The sequence below is a fragment of the Cronobacter sakazakii genome, from assembly GCF_000982825.1.
Lineage (GTDB): Bacteria > Pseudomonadota > Gammaproteobacteria > Enterobacterales > Enterobacteriaceae > Cronobacter > Cronobacter sakazakii.
On sequence record NZ_CP011047.1, the window covers coordinates 84,695 to 110,936 of the forward strand.

21 protein-coding genes are annotated in these 26,242 nt (G+C 58.6%); 8 read left to right on the top strand and 13 right to left on the bottom strand.

Annotation, left to right across the window (positions count from 1 at the left end; all coding sequences use genetic code 11):
• Positions 1-36: 36 nt before the first annotated feature.
• The 4 genes from frr to rpsB all read right to left on the bottom strand — a co-directional run bounded on the left by frr (position 37) and on the right by rpsB (position 3,368).
• Positions 37-594, bottom strand: a complete 558-nt coding sequence (gene frr / locus CSK29544_RS00490; protein WP_004386136.1) for a ribosome recycling factor — start codon at positions 592-594, stop codon at positions 37-39.
• 168 nt (positions 595-762) lie between these two features.
• Positions 763-1,488 carry a UMP kinase gene (gene pyrH, locus CSK29544_RS00495; RefSeq protein WP_004386137.1) on the bottom strand — a complete coding sequence of 242 codons (726 nt, stop codon included), beginning with the start codon at positions 1,486-1,488 and terminating at the stop codon, positions 763-765.
• Between the two features lie 146 nt (positions 1,489-1,634).
• A complete protein-coding gene (gene tsf / locus CSK29544_RS00500; protein WP_004386138.1) occupies positions 1,635-2,486 on the bottom strand; it encodes a translation elongation factor Ts in 852 nt (283 codons plus the stop codon).
• Between the two features lie 156 nt (positions 2,487-2,642).
• Complete coding sequence (gene rpsB / locus CSK29544_RS00505; protein ID WP_004386139.1) at positions 2,643-3,368, bottom strand: 30S ribosomal protein S2; 726 nt, start codon at positions 3,366-3,368, stop codon at positions 2,643-2,645.
• Between the two features lie 309 nt (positions 3,369-3,677).
• Between rpsB and map the strand changes: the two genes are divergently transcribed.
• From map to CSK29544_RS00525, 4 genes are all read left to right on the top strand, one after another.
• On the top strand, positions 3,678-4,472 hold the full coding sequence (gene map, locus CSK29544_RS00510; protein WP_007864522.1) for a type I methionyl aminopeptidase: 795 nt from the start codon (positions 3,678-3,680) through the stop codon (positions 4,470-4,472).
• Positions 4,473-4,515: 43 nt separating this feature from the next.
• A complete protein-coding gene (glnD, locus tag CSK29544_RS00515; RefSeq protein WP_007896701.1) occupies positions 4,516-7,191 on the top strand; it encodes a bifunctional uridylyltransferase/uridylyl-removing protein GlnD in 2,676 nt (891 codons plus the stop codon).
• 42 nt (positions 7,192-7,233) lie between these two features.
• Positions 7,234-8,058 carry a 2,3,4,5-tetrahydropyridine-2,6-dicarboxylate N-succinyltransferase gene (gene dapD / locus CSK29544_RS00520; protein WP_007896702.1) on the top strand — a complete coding sequence of 275 codons (825 nt, stop codon included), beginning with the start codon at positions 7,234-7,236 and terminating at the stop codon, positions 8,056-8,058.
• Positions 8,059-8,167: 109 nt separating this feature from the next.
• Positions 8,168-8,557 carry a DUF3461 family protein gene (locus CSK29544_RS00525; RefSeq protein WP_004386143.1) on the top strand — a complete coding sequence of 130 codons (390 nt, stop codon included), beginning with the start codon at positions 8,168-8,170 and terminating at the stop codon, positions 8,555-8,557.
• A 78-nt stretch (positions 8,558-8,635) separates the two neighbouring features.
• Here CSK29544_RS00525 and degP read toward each other — a convergent pair whose 3' ends face one another.
• A complete protein-coding gene (gene degP, locus CSK29544_RS00530; RefSeq protein WP_004386144.1) occupies positions 8,636-10,063 on the bottom strand; it encodes a serine endoprotease DegP in 1,428 nt (475 codons plus the stop codon).
• Between the two features lie 140 nt (positions 10,064-10,203).
• Positions 10,204-11,718 carry a dGTPase gene (gene dgt, locus CSK29544_RS00535; RefSeq protein ID WP_007896705.1) on the bottom strand — a complete coding sequence of 505 codons (1,515 nt, stop codon included), beginning with the start codon at positions 11,716-11,718 and terminating at the stop codon, positions 10,204-10,206.
• Between the two features lie 92 nt (positions 11,719-11,810).
• Here dgt and mtnN point away from each other — a divergent pair, with 92 nt between their 5' ends.
• The 3 genes from mtnN to CSK29544_RS00550 are packed head-to-tail and all read left to right on the top strand — an operon-like array spanning position 11,811 to position 13,939.
• Positions 11,811-12,509, top strand: coding sequence for a 5'-methylthioadenosine/S-adenosylhomocysteine nucleosidase (mtnN, locus tag CSK29544_RS00540; protein ID WP_007896708.1), 699 nt, complete (start codon positions 11,811-11,813; stop codon positions 12,507-12,509).
• Entirely contained in the window at positions 12,502-13,302 is an 801-nt protein-coding gene (btuF, locus tag CSK29544_RS00545) for a vitamin B12 ABC transporter substrate-binding protein BtuF (protein ID WP_007896710.1), read from the top strand. The genes mtnN and btuF overlap by 8 nt, the downstream gene beginning before the upstream one ends.
• Positions 13,303-13,318: 16 nt before the next feature.
• Positions 13,319-13,939, top strand: coding sequence for a TRIC cation channel family protein (locus CSK29544_RS00550; protein ID WP_007896715.1), 621 nt, complete (start codon positions 13,319-13,321; stop codon positions 13,937-13,939).
• Positions 13,940-13,992: 53 nt separating this feature from the next.
• On the opposite strand, the gene erpA is transcribed toward CSK29544_RS00550, so the two are convergent.
• Both erpA and clcA read right to left on the bottom strand, forming a co-directional pair.
• The gene (gene erpA, locus CSK29544_RS00555; RefSeq protein WP_004386149.1) at positions 13,993-14,337 is read right to left on the bottom strand and encodes an iron-sulfur cluster insertion protein ErpA; all 345 of its coding nucleotides are present in this window, start codon (positions 14,335-14,337) and stop codon (positions 13,993-13,995) included.
• 81 nt (positions 14,338-14,418) lie between these two features.
• A complete protein-coding gene (clcA, locus tag CSK29544_RS00560; protein WP_029039295.1) occupies positions 14,419-15,822 on the bottom strand; it encodes a H(+)/Cl(-) exchange transporter ClcA in 1,404 nt (467 codons plus the stop codon).
• Positions 15,823-15,993: 171 nt separating this feature from the next.
• Between clcA and hemL the strand changes: the two genes are divergently transcribed.
• On the top strand, positions 15,994-17,274 hold the full coding sequence (gene hemL, locus CSK29544_RS00565) for a glutamate-1-semialdehyde 2,1-aminomutase (protein WP_004386151.1): 1,281 nt from the start codon (positions 15,994-15,996) through the stop codon (positions 17,272-17,274).
• Positions 17,275-17,485: 211 nt separating this feature from the next.
• Here the strand turns inward: hemL and fhuB are convergent, their stop codons facing one another.
• The 5 genes from fhuB to mrcB form a co-directional block, all read right to left on the bottom strand.
• Complete coding sequence (fhuB, locus tag CSK29544_RS00570; RefSeq protein ID WP_029039296.1) at positions 17,486-19,471, bottom strand: Fe(3+)-hydroxamate ABC transporter permease FhuB; 1,986 nt, start codon at positions 19,469-19,471, stop codon at positions 17,486-17,488.
• Positions 19,468-20,364, bottom strand: coding sequence for a Fe(3+)-hydroxamate ABC transporter substrate-binding protein FhuD (gene fhuD, locus CSK29544_RS00575; protein ID WP_007896720.1), 897 nt, complete (start codon positions 20,362-20,364; stop codon positions 19,468-19,470). Before fhuD ends, fhuB begins: the two co-directional genes overlap by 4 nt.
• Positions 20,364-21,161, bottom strand: coding sequence for a Fe3+-hydroxamate ABC transporter ATP-binding protein FhuC (gene fhuC / locus CSK29544_RS00580; RefSeq protein WP_029039297.1), 798 nt, complete (start codon positions 21,159-21,161; stop codon positions 20,364-20,366). Before fhuC ends, fhuD begins: the two co-directional genes overlap by 1 nt.
• A 47-nt stretch (positions 21,162-21,208) precedes the next feature.
• Positions 21,209-23,401 carry a ferrichrome porin FhuA gene (gene fhuA / locus CSK29544_RS00585; protein ID WP_007896722.1) on the bottom strand — a complete coding sequence of 731 codons (2,193 nt, stop codon included), beginning with the start codon at positions 23,399-23,401 and terminating at the stop codon, positions 21,209-21,211.
• A gap of 274 nt (positions 23,402-23,675) precedes the next feature.
• Positions 23,676-26,207, bottom strand: coding sequence for a bifunctional glycosyl transferase/transpeptidase (gene mrcB, locus CSK29544_RS00590; protein WP_029039298.1), 2,532 nt, complete (start codon positions 26,205-26,207; stop codon positions 23,676-23,678).
• Positions 26,208-26,242: the final 35 nt, after the last annotated feature.

The following is a 26,242-nucleotide window of genomic DNA, read 5'->3' on the forward strand; positions in this document are numbered from 1 at the left end:
CTCCTGTACGGCGTTTACAGTATCATCAGAAAGGGCTTAGAACTGCATCAGCTCGGCTTCTTTATCAGCCAGCGCCGCGTCCACTTTCTTGATGGCGGCGTCAGTCAGTTTCTGAACGTCGTCCTGAGAGCGGCGATCTTCATCTTCGCCAATCTCTTTATCTTTCAGCAGCGCTTTGACTTTATCGTTCGCGTCGCGACGGACGTTACGGATAGCCACGCGCGCCTGCTCGGCTTCGCCACGCACGACTTTGATGAGGTCTTTACGACGCTCCTCAGTCAGCGGCGGCAGCGGAACGCGGATATCGCTGCCCGCGGAGCTTGGGTTCAGACCGAGGTCAGATGCCATAATCGCTTTCTCAACGGCCGGGCCCATGGAGCGATCGAACACGTTGATTTTCAGCGTACGGGAGTCTTCTACGGTGACGTTAGCCAGCTGACGCAGCGGCGTCGGCGTGCCGTAGTATTCCACCACGATCCCGTCCAGCAGGCTCGGGGAAGCGCGGCCGGTACGCACTTTGCTGATTTGGGTTTTGAATGCTTCAACGCACTTGTCCATGCGTACTTCAGCATCTTTTCTGATATCGCTAATCACGTTACGAATCCTTGAAAACTGGTTATCAGGCAGACCACACCCGCGCCACGATGCCTTGCGGCTGCGTGCTAAGTATAGCCTTCTTTATCTTGCGGCACCCGACGGGTCGCCTGGTCACGGAAACTGATTTTAAAGCGGAATCTTACCCTGATTCCCTTCAAACGAAAATTATTCCGTAATCAAAGTGCCTTCTTTTTCGCCCATTACCACGCGGCGCAGCGCGCCCGGCTTATTCATGTTGAAAACACGAATCGGCAATTTGTGGTCGCGTGCGAGCGTAAAGGCCGCCAGATCCATGACTTTCAGCTCTTTTTCGAGCACTTCCTGATAGGAGAGCTGATCGTAGAGCGTCGCGGTCGGATCTTTCATTGGGTCTGCGGAGTAGACGCCGTCTACTTTCGTCGCCTTCAGCACCACTTCCGCTTCGATTTCGATGCCGCGCAGGCAGGCGGCGGAATCGGTGGTGAAGAACGGGTTGCCGGTACCGGCGGAGAAAATAACCACGCGGTTGTTACGCAGCAGACTGATAGCTTCAGCCCAGCTATAGTTGTCGCACACGCCGTTTAACGGGAAGGCAGACATCAGGCGAGCGTTAACATAGGCGCGATGCAGCGCGTCGCGCATCGCAAGGCCGTTCATTACGGTTGCGAGCATACCCATGTGGTCGCCCACGACACGGTTCATACCGGCTTTGGCAAGGCCAGCGCCGCGGAATAAGTTGCCGCCGCCGATCACCACCCCGACCTGGATGCCCAGCTCCACCAGCTCTTTAATTTCCTGCGCCATGCGATCCAGAATGCTCGCATCAATACCGAAGCCTTCTGCTCCTTGCAGCGCTTCGCCACTCAGCTTGAGCAGAATGCGTTTATAGACGGGTTTTGCATTGGTAGCCATGTTTCTTTCCTGGAACTGTCAACGAATGGGATGGTTAATTCAGGCGACATGATGCGTCGCATTCCGGCTCCGGCTATATAAGAGCAGGCCGAAATTTATGAATGACGGATAAAAAGGAGCCGCCCTCAGGCGGCTCTTTTACACCATTAAGACTGGCGGGACATGGCAGCAACTTCTGCTGCAAAGTCAGTCTCAACTTTCTGGATGCCTTCGCCCACTTCAAAGCGGATGAAGTTAGTGACGTCAGCGTTGTGCTCTTTCAGCAGCTGAGCAACAGTTTTGCTCGGGTCCATAACGAACGGCTGACCGGTCAGAGAAACTTCGCCGGTGAATTTCTTCATGCGGCCTTCAACCATTTTCTCTGCGATTTCTTTCGGCTTGCCAGACTGCATGGCGATGTCCAGCTGTACCTGGTACTCTTTTTCTACCACGTCAGCAGACACGTCTTCCGGCTTAACGAATTCCGGCTTGCTTGCAGCAACGTGCATCGCCAGCTGTTTAACCAGCTCTTCGTCAGCGTTTTTAGCCGCAACCAGAACGCCGATACGCGCGCCGTGCAGGTAGCTCGCCAGAACGTCGCCTTCCAGGGATGCGATACGACGGATGTTGATGTTCTCGCCGATTTTAGCAACCAGTGCAACGCGCTCTTCTTCGAACTGCGCTTTCAGTGCTTCAACGTCGGTGATTTTGCCCGCAAAAGCCGCGTCCAGCACTTTGTCAGCGAACGCCTGGAAACCGCCGTCTTTAGCAACGAAGTCGGTCTGGCAGTTAACTTCCAGGATCACGCCGTAGTTGCCTTCGATCTTGGTTTTGATCACGCCGTCAGCAGCTACGTTGCCTGCTTTTTTCGCCGCTTTGATCGCGCCAGATTTACGCATGTTTTCGATAGCCAGCTCGATGTCGCCATTAGCTTCAACCAGAGCTTTTTTACATTCCATCATGCCTGCGCCAGTACGTTCGCGCAGCTCTTTTACCAGGGAAGCGGTAATTTCAGCCATTCTATAATCCTCGGTTATCTCGTGCGGGGAGATAAGTCCAGGCCTGTCGGATACTACCGACACACCCGACTCAAACAAAAAAGGGAGCCTGAGACAGGCCCCCTAACCAAACTTGTTACTACCTGGTTAATAAGGGCTCTAAACGAGCATGCCTTATTATTCAGCTTCTACGAAGCTTTCTTCCGCCTGAGCAGCCAGATCCTGAGAACGGCCTTCACGAACGGTTGCAGCAACAGCATTCAGGTACAGGCTGACGGCACGGATGGCGTCATCGTTACCCGGGATAACGAAGTCAACACCGTCCGGATCGGAGTTGGTATCAACGATAGCAAATACCGGGATACCCAGGTTGTTTGCTTCTTTGATAGCGATGTGCTCGTGGTCAGCGTCGATAACGAACAGTGCGTCCGGCAGGCCGCCCATGTCTTTGATACCGCCGAGGCTGTTTTCCAGCTTTTCCAGCTCACGGGTGCGCATCAGCGCTTCTTTTTTGGTCAGCTTATCGAAGGTGCCGTCCTGAGACTGAGTTTCCAGATCTTTCAGGCGCTTGATGGACTGACGAACGGTTTTCCAGTTAGTCAGCATACCGCCCAGCCAGCGATGGTTCACGAAGAACTGGTCGCAGCTGTTAGCAGCTTCTTTCACCGCTTCGCTTGCAGCGCGTTTGGTACCGACGAACAGAATCTTACCTTTACGGGAAGAAATTTTGCTCAGCTCAGCCAGGGCTTCGTTGAACATCGGTACGGTTTTCTCAAGGTTGATGATGTGAACTTTGTTACGCGCACCGAAGATGAACGGCTTCATTTTCGGGTTCCAGTAACGGGTCTGGTGACCGAAGTGAACACCAGCCTTGAGCATGTCGCGCATGGAAACAGTTGCCATGATTTAAAACCTCTGTTTAAAAGTTGGGGTTATGCCTCCACGTATCCCATATTACCGACCCCGAAGGGCACCCCGGAATATGTGCCGATACGTGTGTGTTATTACACAAAGTGAGAGTAGTCGCCTCTGTGCCAGGATTCTGGTACAGAAGTCCGGCGCGCTTTATATCACAAATTCGGCCAGGACTCCAATAGTTGTTCGCAGGACGTGCCCTTAATGATTCTCAATTTGGCACCTTCCTGATGCCCTGATACCATTGTTTTACATTTATCAGTATTGCCGACTTTTCCGGCACCAGCGGACCAGATTATGGCTATTTCAATCAAAACTCCTGAAGAAATCGAAAAAATGCGCGTCGCGGGCAGGCTTGCCGCTGAAGTGCTTGAGATGATCGAAGAACATGTGAAGCCGGGCGTCAGCACGGGCGAGCTGGATCGTATCTGCCACGATTATATTACCAATCACCAGCATGCGATCTCCGCGTGCCTGAACTACCACGGTTTCCCGAAATCCGTGTGCATCTCCATTAACGAAGTGGTGTGCCACGGGATCCCTGATGACGGCAAGCTGCTGAAAGATGGCGACATCGTTAACATCGACGTGACCGTCATTAAAGATGACTACCACGGCGACACGTCCAAAATGTTTATCGTCGGCAAACCGACCATTCTGGGCGAGCGCCTGTGCCGCATTACGCAGGAAAGCCTCTATCTGGCGCTGCGTATGGTGAAACCCGGCATCCGCCTGCGCACGCTCGGTGCCGCCATTCAGAAATTCGTCGAAGCGGAAGGCTTTTCTGTGGTGCGCGAGTATTGCGGACACGGCATTGGCCGCGGCTTTCATGAAGAGCCGCAGGTGCTGCATTACGATGCCGACGACGGCGGCGTGGTGCTACAACCGGGCATGACCTTTACGGTCGAGCCGATGGTGAACGCCGGCGATTACCGCATCCGCACCATGAAGGATGGCTGGACGGTGAAAACCAAGGATCGCAGCTTGTCTGCACAGTACGAGCATACTATTGTGGTGACGGATAACGGCTGCGAAATTCTGACGTTGCGTAAAGACGACACCATACCCAACATCATTTCGCATAACGACTAATAAGAAGCCGGCAAACGCCGGCTTTTTTTATGGGTGGCGCATGATGAGTAACACATTACCCGAGCAGTCTGTGAATACCACGCTTGCTCCTCTTCCCGGACAGCCTGATTACCCCGCCACCTGGCCTGCCGACGCGCTTAACTGCGCGCAAATCAAACAGCATCTCGACGCTTTTCAGCAGTGGCTGGGCGCGGCGTTTGACGACGGCTACACCGCCGAACAACTCATTGAAGCCCGCACTGAATTTATTGACCAGCTCCTGCAACGGCTGTGGATTGCCGCGGGCTTTGGCGACACTCCGGACACCGCGCTGGTCGCGGTCGGCGGTTACGGGCGCGGCGAGCTGCACCCGCTATCCGATATCGATCTGCTGATCCTGAGCCGCAAGCGCTTAAGCGAAGCGCAGGCGCAAAAAGTGGGCGAGCTGCTGACGCTCCTGTGGGACGTGAAGCTGGAAGTGGGCCACAGTGTTCGCACGCTGGAAGAGTGTCTGCTGGAAGGGCTTTCGGATCTCACCGTTGCCACAAACCTTATCGAATCACGCCTGCTGATTGGCGACGTGGCGCTTTTCCTTGAGCTGCAAAAGCACATCTTTAGCGACGGCTTCTGGCCTTCAGAGAAATTTTTCGCCGCCAAAGTGGAAGAGCAAAATGAGCGCCACCAGCGCTATCACGGCACCAGCTACAATCTGGAGCCGGACATTAAAAGCAGCCCTGGCGGCCTGCGCGATATCCACACGCTGCAATGGGTGGCGCGCCGCCACTTTGGCGCCACGTCGCTGCGCGAAATGGTCGGCTTCGGCTTTCTGACGGAAGCCGAGCGCAACGAGCTTGACGAGTGCCAGCATCTGCTGTGGCGCATTCGTTTTGCGCTGCATCTGGAACTCAACCGCTACGACAACCGCCTGCTGTTTGACCGCCAGTTGAGCGTAGCTCAGCGCCTGCGTTATGAAGGCGAAGGCAACGAGCCGGTTGAGCATATGATGAAGGATTTTTACCGCGTCACGCGCCGCGTCGGCGAGCTCAACCAGATGCTGCTGCAACTGTTCGACGAAGCGATTCTCGCGCTCACCACCGATGAAAAGCCGCGCGTGCTGGATGACGATTTCCAGTTGCGCGGCACGCTTATCGATCTGCGCGACGAGACGCTATTTATTCGCGAGCCGCAGGCTATTCTGCGCATGTTTTATATGATGGTGCGTAACCGCGGCATCACCGGGATCTACTCCACCACGTTGCGCCATCTGCGCCACGCGCGCCGCCATCTTAAACAGCCGCTGTGTTACATCCCGGAAGCCCGTTCACTGTTTCTGGCGATGCTGCGCCATCCGGGCGCGGTAAGCCGCGGCCTGTTGCCGATGCATCGCCACAGCGTGTTATGGGCTTACATGCCGCAATGGTCGCATATCGTCGGTCAGATGCAGTTCGACCTTTTCCATGCCTATACGGTGGATGAACACACCATCCGCGTGCTGCTGAAGCTGGAAAGCTTCGCCAAAGAAGAGACGCGCGCGAAACACCCGCTCTGCGTGGATCTCTGGCCGCGCCTGTCGCACCCGGAACTGATCCTCATCGCCGCGCTGTTCCATGATATTGCCAAAGGCCGTGGCGGCGATCACTCGGTGCTGGGCGCGCAGGACATCCTGAAATTTGCCGAGCTGCACGGCCTCAACTCGCGTGAAACGCAGCTGGTCGCCTGGCTGGTGCGCCACCATCTGCTGATGTCGGTCACGGCGCAGCGCCGCGATATTCAGGACCCGGAAGTCATTAAACAGTTTGCCGAGGAAGTGCAGACCGAAAACCGGCTGCGTTTCCTCGTCTGCCTGACGGTGGCGGATATCTGCGCTACCAACGAAACGCTCTGGAACAGCTGGAAGCAGAGCCTGCTGCGCGAGCTCTACTTCGCGACCGAAAAACAGCTGCGTCGCGGCATGCAAAGCACGCCCGACATGCGCGAGCGGGTGCGCCATCACCAGCTTCAGGCGCTGGCGCTGCTGCGTATGGAAAACATCGACGAAGAGGCGTTGCATCACATCTGGGGACGTTGTCGCGCCAACTACTTTGTGCGCCACAGTCCCAATCAGCTCGCCTGGCACGCGCGGCATCTGCTCCGTCACGATCTCAGCAAGCCGCTTATCCTGTTAAGCCCGCAGGCGACGCGCGGCGGCACCGAGATATTTATCTGGAGCCCGGACCGCCCTTACCTCTTCGCCGCCGTCTGCGCCGAGCTTGACCGGCGCAACCTGAGCGTACACGACGCGCAGATCTTCACGACCCGCGACGACATGGCGATGGATACTTTTATTGTACTGGAGCCGGACGGCAGCCCGCTCTCTCCCGACCGCCACGAGGCGATTCGCCACGGTCTTGAGCAGGCAATTACCCAGCGCACCTGGCAGCCGCCGCAGCCGCGCCGTCAGCCGGCCAAACTGCGGCACTTTACGGTGGAAACCGAGGTCAATTTCCTGCCAACGCACACCGACAGAAAATCGTTTCTGGAGCTTATCGCGCTCGATCAGCCCGGCCTTCTGGCGCGCGTCGGGCAGGTCTTCGCCGACCTCGGCATTTCGCTGCACGGGGCCCGGATCAGTACAATCGGGGAGCGAGTAGAAGATTTATTTATAATCGCGACAGCGGACCGGCGTGGGCTTAATAATCTGCTCCAGCAAGAGGTGAGACAACGGTTGACAGAGGCCCTCAATCCAAACGATAAAGTGTAGTGAATTTTTAATACCCAAAAGTTATCAGGAAAGAAGCTAATTATGCAGCAGCTACAGAACGTTATTGAATCCGCTTTCGAGCGCCGCGCCGACATCACGCCGGCGAACGTCGATGCCGTCACCCGCGAGGCGGTCAACCAGGTTATCGCCCTGCTGGACAGCGGCGAACTGCGCGTCGCAGAGAAGATCAACGGCGAATGGGTCACCCACCAGTGGCTGAAAAAAGCGGTGCTGCTCTCCTTCCGTATCAATGACAACCAGGTGATTGAAGGCGCGGAAAGCCGCTACTTCGACAAAGTGCCGATGAAATTCGCCAGCTACGACGAAGCGCGCTTCCAGAAAGAAGGCTTTCGCGTAGTGCCGCCTGCGGCCGTGCGCCAGGGTGCGTTTATCGCCCGCAACACCGTGCTGATGCCGTCATATGTCAACATCGGCGCGTATGTCGATGAAGGCACCATGGTGGACACCTGGGCGACCGTTGGCTCCTGCGCGCAAATCGGTAAAAACGTTCACCTCTCCGGCGGCGTCGGCATCGGCGGCGTACTGGAGCCGCTGCAGGCCAACCCGACCATCATTGAAGACAACTGCTTTATTGGCGCGCGCTCCGAAGTGGTGGAAGGCGTTATCGTCGAAGAAGGCTCTGTTATCTCGATGGGCGTTTACATCGGCCAGAGCACTAAAATTTACGACCGCGAAACCGGCGAAGTCTTCTACGGTCGCGTGCCGGCAGGCTCCGTGGTGGTTTCCGGTAACCTGCCGTCGAAAGATGGCTCATACAGCCTCTACTGCGCGGTGATTGTGAAGAAGGTCGACGCGAAAACCCGCGGTAAAGTGGGTATCAACGAACTGCTGCGCACCATCGACTAAGCAGAACGAAAAAAGGCGGGCCTGGCCCGCCTTTTTCGCATCTGAGGGTGGCGCGATGGGATCTTTTCATTAATTATCTAAAGGTTATTATTTCCCCAGGGGGATCGCTATGTACGACAACCTTAAGAGTCTTGGCATAACCAATCCTGATGAAATCGACCGTTACAGTCTGCGCCAGGAAGCGAACAACGATATCCTGAAGATCTACTTCCATAAGGATAAGGGCGAGTTCTTCGCCAAAAGCGTGAAGTTTAAATACCCACGCCAGCGCAAAACCGTGGTCGCCGACGGCGTCGGTCAGGGTTATAAAGAAGTGCAGGAGATCAGCCCTAACCTGCGCTACGTGATAGACGAGCTGGATCAACTCTGCCAGCGCGACCGCACCGAAGTGGATCTCAAACGCAAAATCCTGGACGACCTGCGCCATCTGGAAAGCGTCGTGGCGAACAAGATCTCAGAGATCGAATCCGACCTCGAAAAGCTCACCCGCAACAAATAAGCGTCGCCCGCGCATTTCGCGCCGGGCATTGGACGTAAAAAAGGCCGCAATCGCGGCCTTTTGTTTTCAGAGCATCGGTTACTGCATCAGCAGATAGATGGAGCTGTCGCCACGCTGAATATTCAGCGCCAGCACCGACGGCTTGCTGTCGAGGATTTTGCGCAGTTCAGCGATATTGCTCACCGGCTGCTGGTTCGCGCCGACGATAACATCGCCTTTCTTCAGGCCGATACGGGCCGCAGGCGAGCCCGCTTTCACGCTGTTGACCACCACGCCTTTCTCTTTACCGGCGCGGTTGCTCATCTCCGCCCCTTCGATACCGCTAAAGATGGAAGAGGAGTCTACCTGCGTCTGGCTGCTCTGTTGCAGCACCAGATCGACATTCACCGGTTTACCGTCGCGCAGCAGACCGAGCGTCAGTTTCGTGCCGACCGGCATGGTGCCGACCTGCGCACGCAGCGCGGCGAAGCTGCTAATCGGTTTGCCGTTCAGCGACACAATCACGTCGCCCGCTTTCACACCCGCTTTGGCGGCGGAAGAGTTCGCCAGCACCTGGCTTACAAACGCGCCGCGCTGGGCGTCCACTTTCATCGCTTTGGCAAGTTCAGAGTTCAGCTCGGTGCCCATGATGCCCAGCTCGCCGCGTTTCACCTGGCCATATTCGACCATCTGCGACGTCAGGCTTTTCACCATATTGCTCGGAATAGCGAAGCCGATACCGATGTTGCCGCCGTCCGGCGCAAGAATTGCGGTGTTAATACCGATAAGCTCACCGTTCAGGTTCACCAGCGCGCCGCCGGAGTTCCCGCGGTTAATTGCCGCATCGGTCTGGATAAAGTTCTCATAGTTTTCCGCGTTCAGGCCGCTGCGGCCCAGCGCCGAGACGATACCGGAGGTCACCGTTTCGCCAAGCCCGAACGGGTTGCCGATAGCCACGGCGTAGTCGCCGACGCGCAGGCTGTCGGAGTCGGCAAGTTTAATCGCCGTCAGGTTTTTCGGATCCTGAATCTGGATAAGCGCGATATCGGAGCGCGGATCTTTACCCACGATTTTCGCATCCAGCTTACGGCCATCGCTCAGCTGCACTTTAATCGTGGTAGCGTTATCCACCACGTGGTTGTTGGTAACCACATAACCTTTGGCGGCATCGATAATCACACCGGAGCCGAGCGCCATAAATTTCTGCTGCTGGCCACCGTCATCCGCGCCGCCAGGGCCGCCCTGGCAGAAAGGCGAACTCTGGAACGGTGAGCCTTCCTGGCAGAACGGCGAATCATCGCCGAAGAATTGCTGGAAGTTGCGCGGCATACGCGGCGTATTCACCGTGGTGCTGCCTTCAACGTTAATGCTGACGACAGAAGGCATGACTTTTTCCAGCATCGGCGCCAGGCTCGGCATCGCCTGCGACGTCACGGCGGACGCGGTTTCAGCGGCGAAGGAAGCCGGGCTTAAAGCCAGCCCCAGGCTCAGGGCCAGCGCACTCATTGCTAACGTGGTTTTTTTCATCGATTCATTCTCAACTAACAAGTAACGCAAATAAATTGCTGTGAAGGTGTCTGTCAGAGTCGATTTATAGCGCGAAGTTCCGTCGTTAATTTTCTGAAAAAAGTAAAAATTTATTGTCCGTCTTTACAAAACGAAGCGGCTTATTCTACCGCCATCAGTTTGCGATATTCATCCCAGGCGTAGAGATCGGTCATGCCGCTGATATAGTCCTGAATGAGTCGGCAACGATAATAATATTCCCAAACCGGGAAATCTGCCGCCTGCGGATGCAAATGACTGACAGCCTCGATATAAGCCAGCCGGTGCCGGGAAGAAAGTTTATGGTAAAGACGCGATTCAATCGGCAGCGACCGCACGCTCTCTTTGTCCACCAGCTCGCGAAATTGCGCGAGCGTCAGTGCAAGCAGCGGGCTGTAAATATCCAGCAACCCGCTAATAACCCGGTAGCCCTGCAACTCCAGCTGCTCGACGTCAGGGTGGTTAAATACATGACGCACCGCGACATTTTTATACAGCTCCAGCAGGCGGCTGTACGGGCTGTCATCCTCCAGCAGCGCATGATTAAACGAACCGTTAAAGACGTCCGGCAAATTATCAATAAAGCGCTGCGCGGCGTAAGGCGCCAGCCGATTTAATGTATTCACGCGCAGATACATAAAGAACTGATCTTCCGCGCTGTGGTGCAATTGATTAGTGCCCGATTTATCCCAGGCGTTTTGCACCACCAGATTAAAGAGATCGCCCGGCGCATGTTCACCCCAGGCGTCATAGAGATGTTGATATAACTGCTCAACGCTGAAAATACGTTTTTCAACCGCATCTTCGAGATCCGCCACGCAATAAGAAATATCGTCAGCCGCTTCCATAATCCAGGCAAGCGGGAAGCGACTGTAAGTGTCTAATTGCAGTTCTTTACGCAACCGCGAAATATATTGATCTTCGGAGAGATAAAACCCCGGCTTTTTCATCAGGTAGCTGTGGGTTTCCGGCACCGGGCCGTGGTGCCAGGCCGGGCGCGTATATTTGAGGATACCGCCAACCTGCGCCCAGGTGAGATTCATGCGCAACAGCGTATGCACCAGCCGAATGCCCTGCGCGTTCCCCTCGAAATGACACAGATCGCGGCGCACGTTGCCGCGCAGGGCGTTAAGCGCTTCTTCACCCTCCTGCAGGCGCAGCGTCTGCACCGTGCAGCGGTCCTGGCTTACGGGTAGGTTTTCGGCATCGGCCGGAAAGAGCCGCTGGCTGAACCAGTCGTTAATCGCGGCCTCACCGAAGTGGCCAAACGGCGGATTGCCGATGTCATGCATCAGGCACGACATCTCGACAATACTTTCAAACGGCCCGGTCAGCTCCGCCAGGCCATACGCCTCAAGCAGCCCCTGCTCTTTCAGGCGGCTCAACACTTCTTTGGCGATATAGCGCCCCACCTGTTGCACTTCCAGAGAGTGCGTAAGGCGCGTGCGCACCGCGGCGTTGCGCTCAAGGGGAAAAACCTGGGTTTTCTGTTGCAGGCGGCGGATCGCGGGCGAGTTGATAATACGGCCGCGATCGCTTTCAAAAATACGCAGGATCTCGTGTTCACTCTTCACGCCCTGCGGCGAGCGATACCGGCGATGCCAGTTGATTTTGTTTCGGAAATCGATTTTCTCCATCCGCCCTCCCGGTCTGCGCGCACGCGAATTAAATCCTTGCTGTCTGCCATGATAGACTATGCCTCTGAATCCATCATTTAGCGAGTATCTCTATGAAAGCAGGCATTATTGGCGCAATGGAAGAAGAAGTGACGCTGCTGCGTGACAAAATCGACAACCGCCAGACCCTGACTATCGCCGGCTGCGAAATTTACACCGGCACCCTCAACGGCGTGGATGTGGCGCTGCTGAAATCGGGCATCGGTAAAGTTTCCGCCGCGATGGGCGCGACGCTGCTGCTGGAGCACTGCAAACCTGACGTGATTATCAACACCGGCTCGGCGGGCGGTCTCGCGCCCTCGCTGAAAGTGGGCGACATCGTGGTGTCCGACGAAGTGCGCTACCACGACGCCGACGTCACCGCGTTCGGCTACGAATATGGCCAGATGGCGGGCTGCCCGGCGGCGTTCAAAGCCGATGAAAAACTGATCGCGGCGGCGCAGGAAACCATCGAAAAACTGAACCTGCACGCGGTGCGCGGGCTGGTAGTCAGCGGCGACGCCTTTATTAACGGCTCCGTGAACCTCGCGAAAATCCGCCACAACTTCCCGCAGGCGATTGCCGTAGAGATGGAAGCGACCGCCATTGGTCACGTCTGTCATAACTTCGGCGTGCCGTTTGTCGTCGTGCGCGCTATCTCTGACGTTGCCGATCAGCAATCACACCTGAGCTTTGAAGAGTTCCTGGCGGTGGCGGCGAAGCAGTCGAGCCTGATGGTCGAGACGCTGCTCACGAGCCTGAACCGTGGCTAAACGCTGGCTTACCGGGGCGCTTGTCGCCCTGTTGGTTCTCCCGGCGTGGCTTTTTGCCGCGCCGCGGGTCATTACCCTCTCCCCTGCCAATACCGAACTCGCCTTTGCCGCCGGGATCACGCCGGTTGCGGTAAGCGCTTACTCTGACTACCCCGACGCCGCGCGTCAGCTCGAACAGGTGGCGAACTGGCAGGGGATGAACGTGGAGCGTATCGCGGCGCTTAAACCCGATCTGCTGGTCGCCTGGCGCGGCGGCAACCCGGAACGGCAGATAAACCAGCTCAAATCGCTCGGCATTCACGTGCTCTGGCTCGATCCGCAAAATGTCGCGCAGGTGGCCGACGCGCTGCGCGCGCTGGCCCCTTACAGCCCGACGCCGGAAAAGGCGCAGGCCGCGGCGCGCGAGCTTGAACAGCGCTGGCAAGCGCTCATCGCGCGTTATAAAAGCCAGCCGAAAAAGCGCGTGTTTTTGCAGTTCGGCACGCGTCCGCTTTTTACCACCAGCAAAGCCTCCATCCAGAATGAAATCGTCGGGGCCTGCGGCGGCGAGAATATCTTCGCCGACAGCCCCGTTCCCTGGCCGCAGGTGAGCCGCGAACAGGTGCTGGCGCGCCATCCCGAGGCCGTCGTCATTACCGGCGGCGAGAAGTCTATCGCCGCCACGCAGCAGTTCTGGCAGCCTCAGCAAAATGTTCCTGTCATAAGCATTAACGATGACTGGTTTGAGCGCGCAGGCCCGCGTATTATCCTCGCCGCGAATCAGCTCTGTCAGGCGCTGGCAGAGGTAAAATAACGAGTCGAGGAACATCATGCTGGTTTACTGGCTGGATATTATTGGCACTGCGGTGTTTGCCATCTCCGGCGTTTTGCTGGCGGGCAAACTGCGTATGGATCCTTTCGGCGTACTGGTGCTGGGCGTCGTCACTGCGGTGGGCGGTGGCACGATCCGCGATATGGCGCTCGATCACGGCCCAGTGTTCTGGGTGAAAGATCCCACCGATCTGGTGGTGGCGATGGTGACGTGTCTGCTGACGATTGCGCTGGTGCGCCAGCCGCGTCGCCTGCCGAAATGGGTACTGCCGGTGCTGGACGCCGTAGGCCTCGCGGTGTTTGTCGGCATCGGCGTGAATAAAGCATTTATGGCCGGCACCGGGCCGCTGGTGGCGATTTGCATGGGCGTGATAACGGGCGTCGGCGGCGGTATTATTCGTGACGTGCTGGCGCGCGAAATCCCGATGATCCTGCGAACCGAAATCTACGCCACGGCATGCATCGTGGGCGGCATCGTCCATGCGACAGCGTTTTACACCTTTGAAGTGCCGCTGGAGCAGGCAAGCATGATGGGCATGGTGGTGACGCTTGCGATCCGTCTTGCCGCGATCCGCTGGCACCTGAAGCTCCCCACCTTCGCGCTGGACGAAAAAGCGTAAGCCATAAAAAAAGCCGTGTCGCAAAACACGGCTTTTTTATTTCAGCACGGCAATCAGATGCTGAAGGAAGAACCACACCCGCAGGTGCTGGTGGCGTTCGGGTTATTCACCACAAAGCGCGAGCCTTCGAGGCCTTCGGTGTAATCCACCGCGCCGCCCACCAGGTATTGCAGGCTCATCGGGTCTACGACCAGCGACACGCCCTGCTTCTCGATAGTCATATCGCCATCGTTAATCTGGTCATCAAAGGTAAAACCATACTGGAAGCCGCTGCAACCACCACCGGTGATGTAGACGCGCAGCTTGAGATTCGGGTTGTCCTCGTCTGCGATCAGGCTTTTTACTTTATTGGCGGCTGCGTCGGTAAACTGCAGCGGCAGCGCTACGTCATCACTCATTTTTTGCTCCCGTTGAAACCAGCAATCGGGCAAAGAATAACCCGATCTTTAGGGCCATTATCTATTACCCTGGTAAATCGTTCAAGTATTCCGCCCGTCGGTCTGCGCCTGTCGTTCCGCCTCCTGTTTCGCAAGCGTTCGCGCGAGGATAGTGGAATAGAGCGGCTTGCCGCCGAGGAACTGGGCGAGCAGTGTCGCGCCGAGGCAGGTAATAATCATTGGCAAAATGAGCTGGTAATTATCCGTCATCTCCAGCACCAGCACGATACCCGTAATCGGCGCCCTGACCGAGGCGGCAAGCAGCGCGCCCATGCCCGCGATGGCGAACGTGCCCGCCTGTAAGTGCCACTGCGGGAACCAGGCGGCGCAGGCCATGCCGAACGCGCTGCCAAGCAGCGTGCCGAGCGCCAACATCGGGGCGAAAATCCCGCCCGGCGCGCCGGAGGAGAAACAGAACACCGTCGTCACTACGCGCGCGATGAAAATAAACAGCAGCATCCCGACGGTAAAATTACCCGCCGCGGCGATGGGGATTAACCCAAACCCGCCGCCCGCTGCAGCAGGCTCCCACAGCGCAAGCAGACCACACGCGCCGCCAATCGCGCCGCCGAGCAGCACCCAGCGGGTAGTATTGCCGCCATGAATACGCGCGAATACGTCCTGCATCCCGAGCACCAGACGGTTAAACAGCGGCCCCACGGCACCGAAAATAATCCCCAGCAGCAGATAGAGCCAGAGCGTATAAACTGGCGCGTCGGTCAATTGCCCGACTTCAATCACCGATTTTTCGCCATTGAAAATGCGAAAGACGATGGTCGACATAATGACCCCGGTAAACACCGCTTTAATGGAAATCAGGTTGTAGTGAAACTGCGTGCGCATCTCTTCAATAATGAACAGAATGCCCGCGAGCGGCGCGTTAAAAGCCGCTGCCAGACCTGCCGCCGCCCCTGTCGCCAGCAACGTATGGCGCGCCTCGGCATCCGGGCGATGAAAAATATCCAGCACCATGCGCCCGATATTGCCGCCCATCTGCACCATAGGGCCTTCGCGGCCGAGCACCATGCCTGCGCCAAGCGTGCCCATCCCGCCGAAAAACTTCACCGGCAGCACGCGCCACCAGCGCACCGGGCGTAACTCCTCCAGCGCGCCTTCGATTTCAGGAATACCCGAACCGCCCGCCTCCGGCGCGAAGCGGCGCACCAGAAAATAGCCCACCATCGCCAGCAGCGCGGAAAACAAAAACGCCAGCGGCCAGACGAGCCACGGGTTGTACGCCACCTGCGCCAGACCTTCAATGCGATGCGCCGTCACCCAGGCGACCGCTTTTTCAAATGCCACGCCCGCAAGCCCCGCCAGTACGCCAGTGAGAGACGCCAGCAGCAAAATCGTCAGCGGCGTTTTGTCGCGCGACAATAACTGGCGGATAACCGCGGCGTGTTGAAATCCTCTGACGCGGCGGTTGGGTGTCGTCTGCGGGGTCATACGAACAGTTCTCCGAAAAGCATTCAGGCCGCGCATTATACGTCGCGCGGCCGCGTCATTCAAAAAAGCCCTGCCCGCTGTCTGGGTTTAATTGGGCAAAACTTTCATAACGTGGAAGGGATGACTTAGAATAACCCGTTATCCCTCTTTTCCCGAATCAGGAGCCGATTCATGAGTAAGTCTGAACACCTCTTTGCCGCCGCCCGCGAACTTATCCCAGGCGGCGTTAACTCGCCGGTGCGCGCCTTTACCGGCGTGGGCGGCACACCGCTCTTTATCGAACGGGCGGACGGGGCTTATCTCTATGACGCCGACGGCAAAGCCTATATCGACTATGTCGGCTCCTGGGGCCCGATGGTGCTCGGCCATAACCACCCGGCGATTCGCAACGCGGTGATTGAAGCGGCAGAGCGTGGTCTGAGCTTCGGCGCGCCGACGGAAATGGAAGTGAAAATGGCGCAGCTCGTCACCGAACTGGTGCCGACGATGGATATGGTGCGTATGGTGAACTCCGGCACCGAAGCGACCATGAGCGCCATCCGTCTGGCGCGCGGTTTTACCCGTCGCGATAAAATCATCAAGTTCGAAGGCTGCTACCACGGCCACGCGGATCACCTGCTGGTGAAAGCGGGCTCCGGCGCGCTGACCCTCGGCCAGCCAAACTCACCGGGCGTACCGGCAGATTTCGCCAAACATACCCTGACCTGTACCTATAACGATCTCGCCTCTGTGCGCGAGGCCTTCGAGCTTTACCCGCAGGATATCGCCTGCATTATCGTTGAGCCGGTAGCGGGCAACATGAACTGCATCCCGCCGCAGCCCGATTTCCTGCCGGGCCTGCGTGCGCTGTGCGACGAATTCGGCGCGCTGCTGATCATTGATGAAGTGATGACGGGTTTCCGCGTCGCGCTCGCGGGCGCGCAGGCGTACTACAACGTGGTGCCGGATCTGACCTGTCTTGGCAAAATCATCGGCGGCGGTATGCCGGTGGGCGCGTTCGGCGGACGCCGCGAAGTGATGGAAGCGCTGGCGCCGACTGGCCCGGTTTATCAGGCGGGCACGCTCTCTGGTAACCCGATTGCGATGGCGGCGGGCTTCGCATGTCTGAGCGAAGTGGCGCAGCCTGGCGTTCACAGCACCCTCGACGCGCTGACGACCCAACTGGCGGAAGGCCTGCTCGACGCCGCGCAGGAAGCCGGCGTGCCGCTGGTGGTGAACCACGTCGGCGGGATGTTCGGCTTCTTCTTTACCGATGCCGACAGCGTGACCTGCTATCAGGATGTGGTGAAATGCGATGTTGAGCGCTTTAAGCGTTTCTTCCATCTGATGCTGGAAGAAGGGGTTTATTTCGCGCCGTCAGCGTTTGAAGCGGGCTTTATGTCTGTCGCGCACAGCGAAGAAGATATCAACAACACCATCGACGCCGCGCGCCGGGTGTTCGCGAAGCTGTAATCGTTTTTTGACCGTGGCGGGTGCGCATACGCTTACCCGCCCTACAATGCATTAACAAAGGTGAGTCAATGTAGGGTGGGTAAGCGAAGCGCACCCACCGTTCACCCACCAAACGCCCCTCGTAGGGTGGGTAAGCGAAGCCCACCCACCTTTCACCCATCAAACGCCCCACCGTTCCCCCAGGCAACCCACCACGATTTCCTGCCTCTGATTAACGGCTCTGCTTACGCAACAAATACACAAAATACGGCGCGCCGATAAACGTCGCCAGCAGCCCCGCCGGGATCTGGTACGGGAACATCACCATCCGCCCTGCCCAGTCCGCCAGCATCATCAACATACCGCCCAGCAACGAAGCGATAATAAGCTGCGGCAACGCGCGGCGAAAACCGAGCATCCGCGTAATGTGCGGCGCCATCAGCCCGATAAAACTCAGCGGCCCGATGGTCAGCGTCGCCGCGGCGGTCAGCGCTGAAGCCAGCAACAGCAGCACAATGCGGGTCGGCGTCAGCGCCATCCCGACCGCGCGCGCGGTCTCGCCGCCAAGCGGCAGCACCGTCAGCCAGCGGCGGCACAGCGGCGTCAGCGCCAGCAATATCAGCATCACCCACAGCGAATTTCGCGCCTGCTGCGGCGTTACGCTGTAGGTGGAGCCGGAGATCCAGGTGATCACCTGCGCCATACGCGGATCGCCGCTCGCCTGCAGCATTACCAGCAGCATCGTAAACGCGGTGCTGAGCGCCATCCCCGCGAGCAGCATCCGGTGCGGCGAAAACCCGCCGCGTCCGGCGGCAATCAGGATGACCATCAGCGTCGCCGCCGCCCCGACGCTGCCCGCCGGCAGCAGCCAGCCGAACGCGTCGCCCGGCACAAACAGCAGCATCAACACCACGCCGAACGCCGCGCCGGAGCTAATGCCCAGCACTTCCGGGCTTGCCATCGGGTTGCCGGTCAGCCGCTGGATAATACAGCCCGCCGCCGCCAGCATCGTGCCTGCGCACAGCGCCGCCAGCACGCGCGGCCAGCGCCAGCCGAGCAGCTCGCGCAGCACGTCGCCCTGCGCCCACACCCAGCCGTGCGCGTCGCGGCCAAAGCAGAGCGCCAGCGCCGCCACGCCCAGCAGCAGTAACAGCCCCGCCAGCGTCCAGCGCGCCACATGGCCACGCTCGGCCGGGATCGTGTCGCCCGCGTTCATCGCCGGCGCGCTCATGGTACGCAGACGCGGCAGGAGCCACAGCAGCAGCGGCGCGCCAAACAGCGCCGTCGCCATCCCGGTGGAGACTTCCAGCCAGACGCGGGAGAGCCAGAGGATAAACTGATCCGACAGCCACAGCAGCAGCGCGCCGATAAACGACGCCAGCAGCAGCCGCGCCAGCAGCCGACGCGCGCCGAGCATCTTCGCGAGCAGCGGCGCAAACAGCCCGATAAACCCGATAATCCCGACCGCGTTGACCAGCAGGGCGCTGATAACAATCGCCAGCGTCAGCGTCGCGAGCCGCGCCAGCGACAGCGCAAGCCCAAGATTGCGCGCCACGCCGTCATCCAGCCCCATCAGCGTAAGCGGGCGTAACAGCAGCAGCGTCAGTAAAAAACCCGCCAGCAGTTGCGGCCAGAGCCGCGCCGCCACGCTCCAGTCGTTCTGGTTAAGCGCGCCGGTGCTCCATAAAAACATGCTTTGCAGCTGATCGTGATGGAACAACACCAGCAACTGATTGACGGCACCGCAGTAGAGGCTCACCACCAGGCCCGCCAGAATCAGCGTGACCGGCGAGAGGCGTTTACCCCAGGCGACGCCAAACACCAGCAACCCGACCACGCAGGCACCGGCCAGCGCCGCGAACTGCGCGGTCAGCACGCCGCCCGGCAGCGCCCAGAGCGTCGCCACGGTCACGCCAAGCTGCGCGCCGGTCGCCACGCCGAGCGTGGTCGGCTCCGCCAGCGGGTTACGCAGCACCTGCTGGAACAGTACGCCAACCAGCCCAAGCCCGGCACCGACCAACAGCGATACCACAAAGCGCGGCAGCAGGCTGTAATGAAAAAGCATCTGATCGATGGCGTCGATATTGGGGCGCCACAGCGCCTCTTGCCACTGCGCGCGCGGCAGCCAGGCGTTCAGGTTGGCCCAGCTCAGGCCGAGCGCCAGCGCAAGCAGCAGTCCCAGCAGCAGCGCCGGGAAAAGCAGATGATGTCGCCTCATGCCCGGCCTCCCAGCGCGTTTTCCAGCACGCGGCCAAAGCGCATCGCCGAGAGCGTCGCGCCGTAAAACCAGACGGCGGGCACGCGCTGAAAACGGCCCTCGCGTACGAACGGCATCGCCTGCCAGAGCGGCGTGGCGGCAAGCTGGCGCATCGCCTGATCATCGCCATGCTCAAAGCAGATGACGTCAGCGTCGCGGAACTGCGCGAGGCGCTCGACGCCGACAATCGCGCTGCCCCAGAAATTGGTCTTATCCTGCCAGGCGTTGGGGATCTTCACCGCGTCCAGCACCGGCTGAAACAGGCTGTTAGTGCCAAGCGTCAGCGCGTGGCGTGAATCCAGCAGCGACATCATCAGAAGCGGACGCGGCTCGCGTCCCGCCAGGCGCACTTTCATCTGCGTAAGAAACTGTTCGAATTCATCAAGGTGAGCATGGGCCGCTTTCTCAAGGCCCAGCCGTTCGGCCAGCGTCAGCAGCGACTGCCGCGCCATCGCGAGCGGCGCTTTACCGTCGGTAAACGTCACGCCCATGCCGGGTGCGATACGCTTAAGCTGCGCTTCCGACGGGCCATAGCCCGCCGACCAGATCATCAGCGACGGCTTAAGCTCAGTGAGCAGCTCCAGATTGGGCTCGGTGCGCAGCCCGACGTCGATGACGGCATCCGGCAGCGGCGGATAATCAACCCACAGGCGGTAGTTCGGCACATCCGCCACCGCGTAAGGCATCACGCCAAGCGCGATCAGCTGTTCGACGGGCAGCCATTCGAGCGCCACGATACGTTTGAGATCCACCGATGCCGCACGGGCTTTCGCCATGTGCCACATCAGCGGCGAGAGAGCCATCGCCGTCATCAGACGCCGACGGCTGAAAGGGGTTGAGAGAACGTCGCGCATCAGCAGACAAAGCTCACGGGTGCGAGGCCCGCCGGATGCGGCAGGATGCCCATCGGAATGCCATAAATCTGTTTGAGCGTTTCGCCGTTCATCAGTTCCAGCGGGCTGCCCTGGGCTATCATCTCCCCGCCGCGCAGCGCCACCAGATGGTCGCAGTAACGCGCGGCCATGTTGATGTCGTGCAGTACCGCAATCACGGTTAACCCGCGCTGCTGGCTTAAACGGTGGATCAGCGCCAGCACGTCCACCTGATGAGCGATATCCAGCGCCGAGGTCGGTTCGTCGAGCAGCAGGCAGCGGCTGTTCTGCGCCACCAGCATGGCAATCCAGGCCCGCTGGCGCTCGCCGCCGGACAGGCTATCCACCAGCCGGTGCGCAAGCGCTTTAAGCCCCACCAGGCTAATGGCTTCCTCCACCCGTTCACGGTCTTCCGCCCCAAAACGCCCAAGCGCGCCGTGCCACGGGTAACGACCAATCGCCACCAGCTCGCGCACCGTCATGCCTTCGGCGGCGGGCAACTGCTGCGGCAGATACGCGACTTCACGCGCGAACGCTTTGCTGTTCCAGCCCGCCAGCGGCTCGCCGTTAAGCAGAATGTCGCCACCGGAGGGTTTCTGATGACGACCAAGCATTTTCAGAAGCGTGGATTTGCCGGAGCCGTTATGGCCGATAAGGCCGGTGACTTTGCCCGCCGGAAAGGTGAGCGATAAGGGGTGCAGCAGCGTGCGTCCGGGCACGCGAAAAGTGACATCTTTTAACGAAAAACCAGCATCGGGCGGGGAAATTTTGTCCTGCATGGTAGCCAACTTGTTGAAGGGCACGCCAAAGCGTGCCCAAAGACGGATCAGAAGCGGAATGTGGCGGTCGCCGTAACCTGACGTTCCGCGCCCCAGTAGCATGCGTAGTCTTTGTAGCAGCTGGAGACATACTCGCGATCAAACAGGTTATTGACGTTTAAGGCGACAGACGAGCCCGGCAGGCCTAAACGCGCCAGATCGTATTTCACCATCGCATCCGCCACGGTGTAGCTTGCAACGTTAAACGGTTGGTTCTGTTTATCACCGTAGGCGTAATAGCTGACGGTATTGCCGACATAGCGGCCGCCAGCGCCGACAGTCAGGCCGCTCAGCGCGGTATCGTGGAAGGTATAATCTGCCCACAGCGACGCCATATTGCGCGGCACTTCCGCCGGACGCTTGTCTTCAAAGAGCGTGTCATGCGTATATTTCGCATCGGTAAAACTATAAGACGCGGTCACATTCACATTCGCTGACACGGCCGCTTTCGCTTCCAGTTCAATGCCGCGGGAACGGATCTCACCGCCCTGGACGCTGAAGCTGTTATTCGCCGGATCGGCCGTCAGGTTTTTATCTTTCGTGAGCTGATATACCGCGGCCGTCAGCACGACCGGCATATCCTTCGGCACATATTTCACGCCCGCTTCATACTGCTTGCCGCGTGAGGGCTCGAACGGTTTGCGGCCTAAGGTGGAACCAGAAACAGGCTCAAACGATTCGCTGTAGCTGAAGTACGGCGATACGCCGTTATCGAACAGATAGTTGATGCCGCCGCGCCAGGTGAACTGCTGATCGTTAATCTCAGCAAGCGCGCCGGAGGAGCGGGTATAAGTGGACGTTTTCGCGAAATCGTAACGGCCGCCTAAAGTCATTACCCACTTGTTCCACTCTGCCTGATCCTGCACATACAGGCCCGTTTGCTCCTGACGATTAATCACGTCATAGAGGAAGTTCACGTTAATGTCAGGGTTGCCGTACTGCGGATCCAGCATATTGAGCGGGCTGGCGGTGCCGTAGTCCGCGTTAATGTCGTTACGCATGCGGGAGTAATCAACGCCGGTCAGCAGCTTATGATCCACCGCGCCAGTCGCGAAATCAGACTGCAACTGCGTATCGACGCTGAAGGCGTTCATGTCCTCATCGGAACGGACATACGCGCGGTTAATCGTGGACGGCGCAACAAACGCATTGCCGTACACCGAGCGGTAGAGCGTGTGCTCGCGGGTGTAACGCAGGTTCTGGCGCAGCGTGAAGGTGTCATCGAAGGCGTGCGAGAAGCTGTAGCCAACCATCTGCTGACGGCGAGACATCTTGTTATTTTCTTCGCCTTCGTTGAAATCGGTCGGCAGTTTATGCGCCTTACCGTTAGCGTCGTAATACGGCACGATCGTGCCGGAGCGCGGCAGCCAGCCGTAGAAACCGGCGTACGGGTCGCTCTGGAAGTTACTCAGGAACGTAAAATCGGTGTTGTTATCCGGACGCCAGCTGAACGAAGGGGCGATCGCGTAACGCGACGATTTCGCCATCTCCTGCTGAGCATTTTGGCTGCGGCCTAAACCGGTCAGACGATAAGACCACACGCCCGCGTCATCAATCGCGTCGCTGAAATCAAAACCGGTCTGCCAGAGATTATGGCTGCCCATTTTGAACTGCACTTCGCGCAGCGGCTCGGTGGTCGGACGTTTGCTGACCATGCTGACGATACCGCCGGGGTTGCTGTTGCCATAGAGCACGGACGTCGGCCCGCGCATCAGCTCCACGCGTTCCAGGAAATAAGGATCCATGGAAATTTCAGAGTAGTTGTTGCCCTGAAGCTTCATTCCATCGAGGTACTGGTTAGTGTTCACCGTGGTCGAGGTCGTAAAACCGCGGATGGTCACGACATCGTAAGTGGAGGAGCTGCCGCGTGTGGAGAAAACGCTCGGGCTATAGCTCAACGCTTCTTTCACGGTGGTCGGCTGACGGGTATCCATCTCTTCGCGCGTCACGACGGACACGGACTGCGGCGTTTTTTCAATCGGGGTATCGGTTTTGGTGGCGGTCGCGGAACGCTTCGCCGCAATGGTCGGGGCCGGGCCCCAGGCGCTTTCCTGCGCAGCAGCAGCGGAAACGGTGATGGTTTCCTCTTTCTGGCCGTCAGCGGCTAACGTGGAAGCGGAAAATCCCCCGCACGCCGTGGCAATAAGAACCGCCAGTCTGCAAATCCTGGTATTGATCTGAGTGTGAATAGAACGCGCCATGCTAATTTCTCTGAGTGATAATGACAAATGATAACGTAAACGAGAATTATTATTATGCGCCCGAGATGATATGCGAAAGGTTGTTTATATAGCAAGCGCCTGGCGCAGCGCGGGCGGCCAATGGCCCAATTAATCACCAGAGGAAATTATCTGGTTAATCAGCGGATAGCGAATCGTTACCGGCACTTTAAAAAGCGGTGACAATAAAAAAGGGCTTAGCCCTCATCCCGCCGAAGCCGGAGAGGCGCTAAGCCCTGTGTTCCCAAACGGAGCGTCAGTTGCTGCCGAACATGTCTTTAATCCAGCCCGCGACGCCGTCGCTCTTCTCTTCCTGCTGCGGTGCCTGCTGAGGCTGTTGCTGTTGCGGCTGCTGCGGCGCGGACTGATCGAACGGATTGCCCGATGGCGCGACCGGCTGACTCTGCTGGCAGAGCGCGTTCGGATCGCTGGTCCACACCGGCAGCGTACGCATGCCACCGCCGCCGCACAGGAAGTTGCCCATATCATCAACGCCCATGTCGACGATATCTTCAGGCGGCGTCAGATCCAGCGGGATCGGCGACTGGTTAGTCAGATAACGCTGGTAAATCGCCATCGCGCCACTGGCCCCGTAGAGCTTGGTCGGCTGGTTATTGTCGCGGCCCACCCAGGTGATCACCACTTCACGTCCGTCGATACCGGCAAACCAGGTGTCGACGTTGTTGTTGGTGGTCCCGGTTTTCCCGGCGAGATGCAGTTTCGGGAATTTCACCGCCAGCGCATGGCCGGTACCGCGCTGCACAACCTGCTGCATCGTCCAGAGCGTCAGGTAGGCGGCCTGCGCCGGTACGGCGCGCTCCGACTGCGGGAAGCTCTGATACAGCACGGTGCCATCTTCGGCAATGACCGAGCGCAGCACCGAGAGCTGGGCGCGGTTACCGCCGCTCGCGATGGTCTGGAACGCCTGCGCCACTTCAACCGGCGTCAGGTTCAGCGCACCGAGCAGCATGGCCGGAACCGGATGCAGCTGATTTTCCGGCGCGCCCAGTTTTTTCCAGGTGTCCGTCACGGCTGGCAGACCGAGCGCCATACCGAGGTTTACCGTCGGCACGTTCATGGAGCGCGTCAGCGCATCCACCAGCATCACCTGGCCGCTGAAGCGGTGATCATCGTTCTGCGGCGACCACACCTGCCCGTTCGGCTGGCGCAGGGAGATCGGCGCATCGGCGATCCAGGTATTCAGACGATAGGTGTTCGGCTGGCTTAACGCAGTCAGATAGGTCGCCGGTTTGGCGAGCGAGCCAATCGAGCGACGCGCCTGCATCGCGCGGTTATAGCCCGCGAACTGCGGATTCGCACCGCCGACCATCGCGCGGACTTCGCCGGTGAAACGGTCCACCACCACCATCGCGGTTTCCAGATCTTTCAGCTTACGCTGTTTAATCAGCGCCGGAATGCCTTCCACCGCCGCTTTCTCCGCCGCGTCCTGCGCGACCGAGTCAAACGTGGTGAAAATCTTCACGCCGGAGAGATCTTTCACTTTATCGCCAAGCTTCGCCTGCAGCTCCTGACGCACCATCTGCATAAACGCCGGCTGCGGGGAGATCACGCCGCCGCGCGGCTGCACCCCGAGCGGACGTGCGCTCAGCATGTCGTAAAGCTCCTGGTCGATAACCTTCTGCTCCTGTAACAGGCGCAGCACCAGGTTACGACGCTCCAGCGCCAGTTTCGGGTTACGCCACGGGTTATAGAGCGACGCACCCTTCACCATGCCCACCAGCAGCGCCTGCTGATCGAGGCTCAGCTCTTCAACCGGACGACCAAAGTAATAGAGGCTCGCCAGCGGGAAGCCGCGGATCTGATCGTCGCCGCTCTGGCCGAGATACACCTCGTTCAGGTACAGCTCAAGGATGCGGTCCTTGTCATAACGCGCGTCCATGATAAGCGCCATGTACGCTTCGTTGGCTTTACGCCACAGGGTACGCTTGTTGGTCAGGAACAGGTTTTTCACCAGCTGCTGCGTCAGCGTACTGCCGCCCTGCACCGCGCGGCCCGCCGTCAGGTTCGCCAGCACCGCACGGCCAATCGACCAGACGCTGATGCCGTCATGCTCGTAGAAGTGGCGGTCTTCCGTCGCGACGAGCGTGTCCACCAGCAGATCCGGGAATCCGGAGCGCGGCACAAACAGGCGCTGCTCGCCGTTCGGCGATGACAGCATCGTAATCAGCCGCGGATCGAGGCGGAAGAAACCGAAGTTACGGTTGCTGTCCATGTTCTCGATAGAGGCCAGATGGTCGCCGTCAAACTCCAGACGCGCGCGGATCTGCCCTTCTTTACTGTCCGGGAAATCGAACGGGCGGCGGATCATCTCAATGCTGTTGGCCTGGACGGTAAACTCGCCAGGACGCGTCATTTTCGTCACCTGACGATACTGCGTCGCCTCCAGCAGCTTCACCATCTCCTGCTTGCTGATGGTCATATCCGGCTCAAGGTTAACCATGCGCCCGTAGACCGCCGCCGGCAGTTGCCAGACTTTGCCATCGATACGGCTGCGGATTTTCTGATCGAGATAGACGCCGTAGATAGCCAGCAGCACCACAAAAATCACAAACAGCTTTAACAGAAGCCACAGCCAGCGGCGTTTGCCGCCCTGTTTTCCGCCTTTGCCTTTTTTGCCTTTTACCTTACGCGGCATCGGCTCCTCATCATCGTCTTCATATTCATCGTCATAATCCTCATCCCTGAGACGACGACGGCTTACCTTCTGTTTTGCCGGACGCGTCGGTCGTCCTTTGCGTCCGATAGGTTCGCGGTCATTCCCCGCCATGCTTTTTCTCCACAACGTACAGGCGCAAAGGCCAG

Bases quoted from the DNA above. Each gene is read 5' to 3' on its own strand.
- pyrH (WP_004386137.1), bottom strand. From the start codon at position 1,488: ATGGCTACCAATGCAAAACCCGTCTATAAACGCATTCTGCTCAAGCTG.
- tsf (WP_004386138.1), bottom strand. From the start codon at position 2,486: ATGGCTGAAATTACCGCTTCCCTGGTAAAAGAGCTGCGCGAACGTACT.
- rpsB (WP_004386139.1), bottom strand. From the start codon at position 3,368: ATGGCAACTGTTTCCATGCGCGACATGCTCAAGGCTGGTGTTCACTTC.
- map (WP_007864522.1), top strand. From the start codon at position 3,678: ATGGCTATTTCAATCAAAACTCCTGAAGAAATCGAAAAAATGCGCGTC.
- glnD (WP_007896701.1), top strand. From the start codon at position 4,516: ATGAGTAACACATTACCCGAGCAGTCTGTGAATACCACGCTTGCTCCT.
- dapD (WP_007896702.1), top strand. From the start codon at position 7,234: ATGCAGCAGCTACAGAACGTTATTGAATCCGCTTTCGAGCGCCGCGCC.
- CSK29544_RS00525 (WP_004386143.1), top strand. From the start codon at position 8,168: ATGTACGACAACCTTAAGAGTCTTGGCATAACCAATCCTGATGAAATC.
- degP (WP_004386144.1), bottom strand. From the start codon at position 10,063: ATGAAAAAAACCACGTTAGCAATGAGTGCGCTGGCCCTGAGCCTGGGG.
- dgt (WP_007896705.1), bottom strand. From the start codon at position 11,718: ATGGAGAAAATCGATTTCCGAAACAAAATCAACTGGCATCGCCGGTAT.
- mtnN (WP_007896708.1), top strand. From the start codon at position 11,811: ATGAAAGCAGGCATTATTGGCGCAATGGAAGAAGAAGTGACGCTGCTG.
- CSK29544_RS00550 (WP_007896715.1), top strand. From the start codon at position 13,319: ATGCTGGTTTACTGGCTGGATATTATTGGCACTGCGGTGTTTGCCATC.
- erpA (WP_004386149.1), bottom strand. From the start codon at position 14,337: ATGAGTGATGACGTAGCGCTGCCGCTGCAGTTTACCGACGCAGCCGCC.
- clcA (WP_029039295.1), bottom strand. From the start codon at position 15,822: ATGACCCCGCAGACGACACCCAACCGCCGCGTCAGAGGATTTCAACAC.
- hemL (WP_004386151.1), top strand. From the start codon at position 15,994: ATGAGTAAGTCTGAACACCTCTTTGCCGCCGCCCGCGAACTTATCCCA.
- fhuB (WP_029039296.1), bottom strand. From the start codon at position 19,471: ATGAGGCGACATCATCTGCTTTTCCCGGCGCTGCTGCTGGGACTGCTG.
- fhuD (WP_007896720.1), bottom strand. From the start codon at position 20,364: ATGCGCGACGTTCTCTCAACCCCTTTCAGCCGTCGGCGTCTGATGACG.
- fhuC (WP_029039297.1), bottom strand. From the start codon at position 21,161: ATGCAGGACAAAATTTCCCCGCCCGATGCTGGTTTTTCGTTAAAAGAT.
- fhuA (WP_007896722.1), bottom strand. From the start codon at position 23,401: ATGGCGCGTTCTATTCACACTCAGATCAATACCAGGATTTGCAGACTG.
- mrcB (WP_029039298.1), bottom strand. From the start codon at position 26,207: ATGGCGGGGAATGACCGCGAACCTATCGGACGCAAAGGACGACCGACG.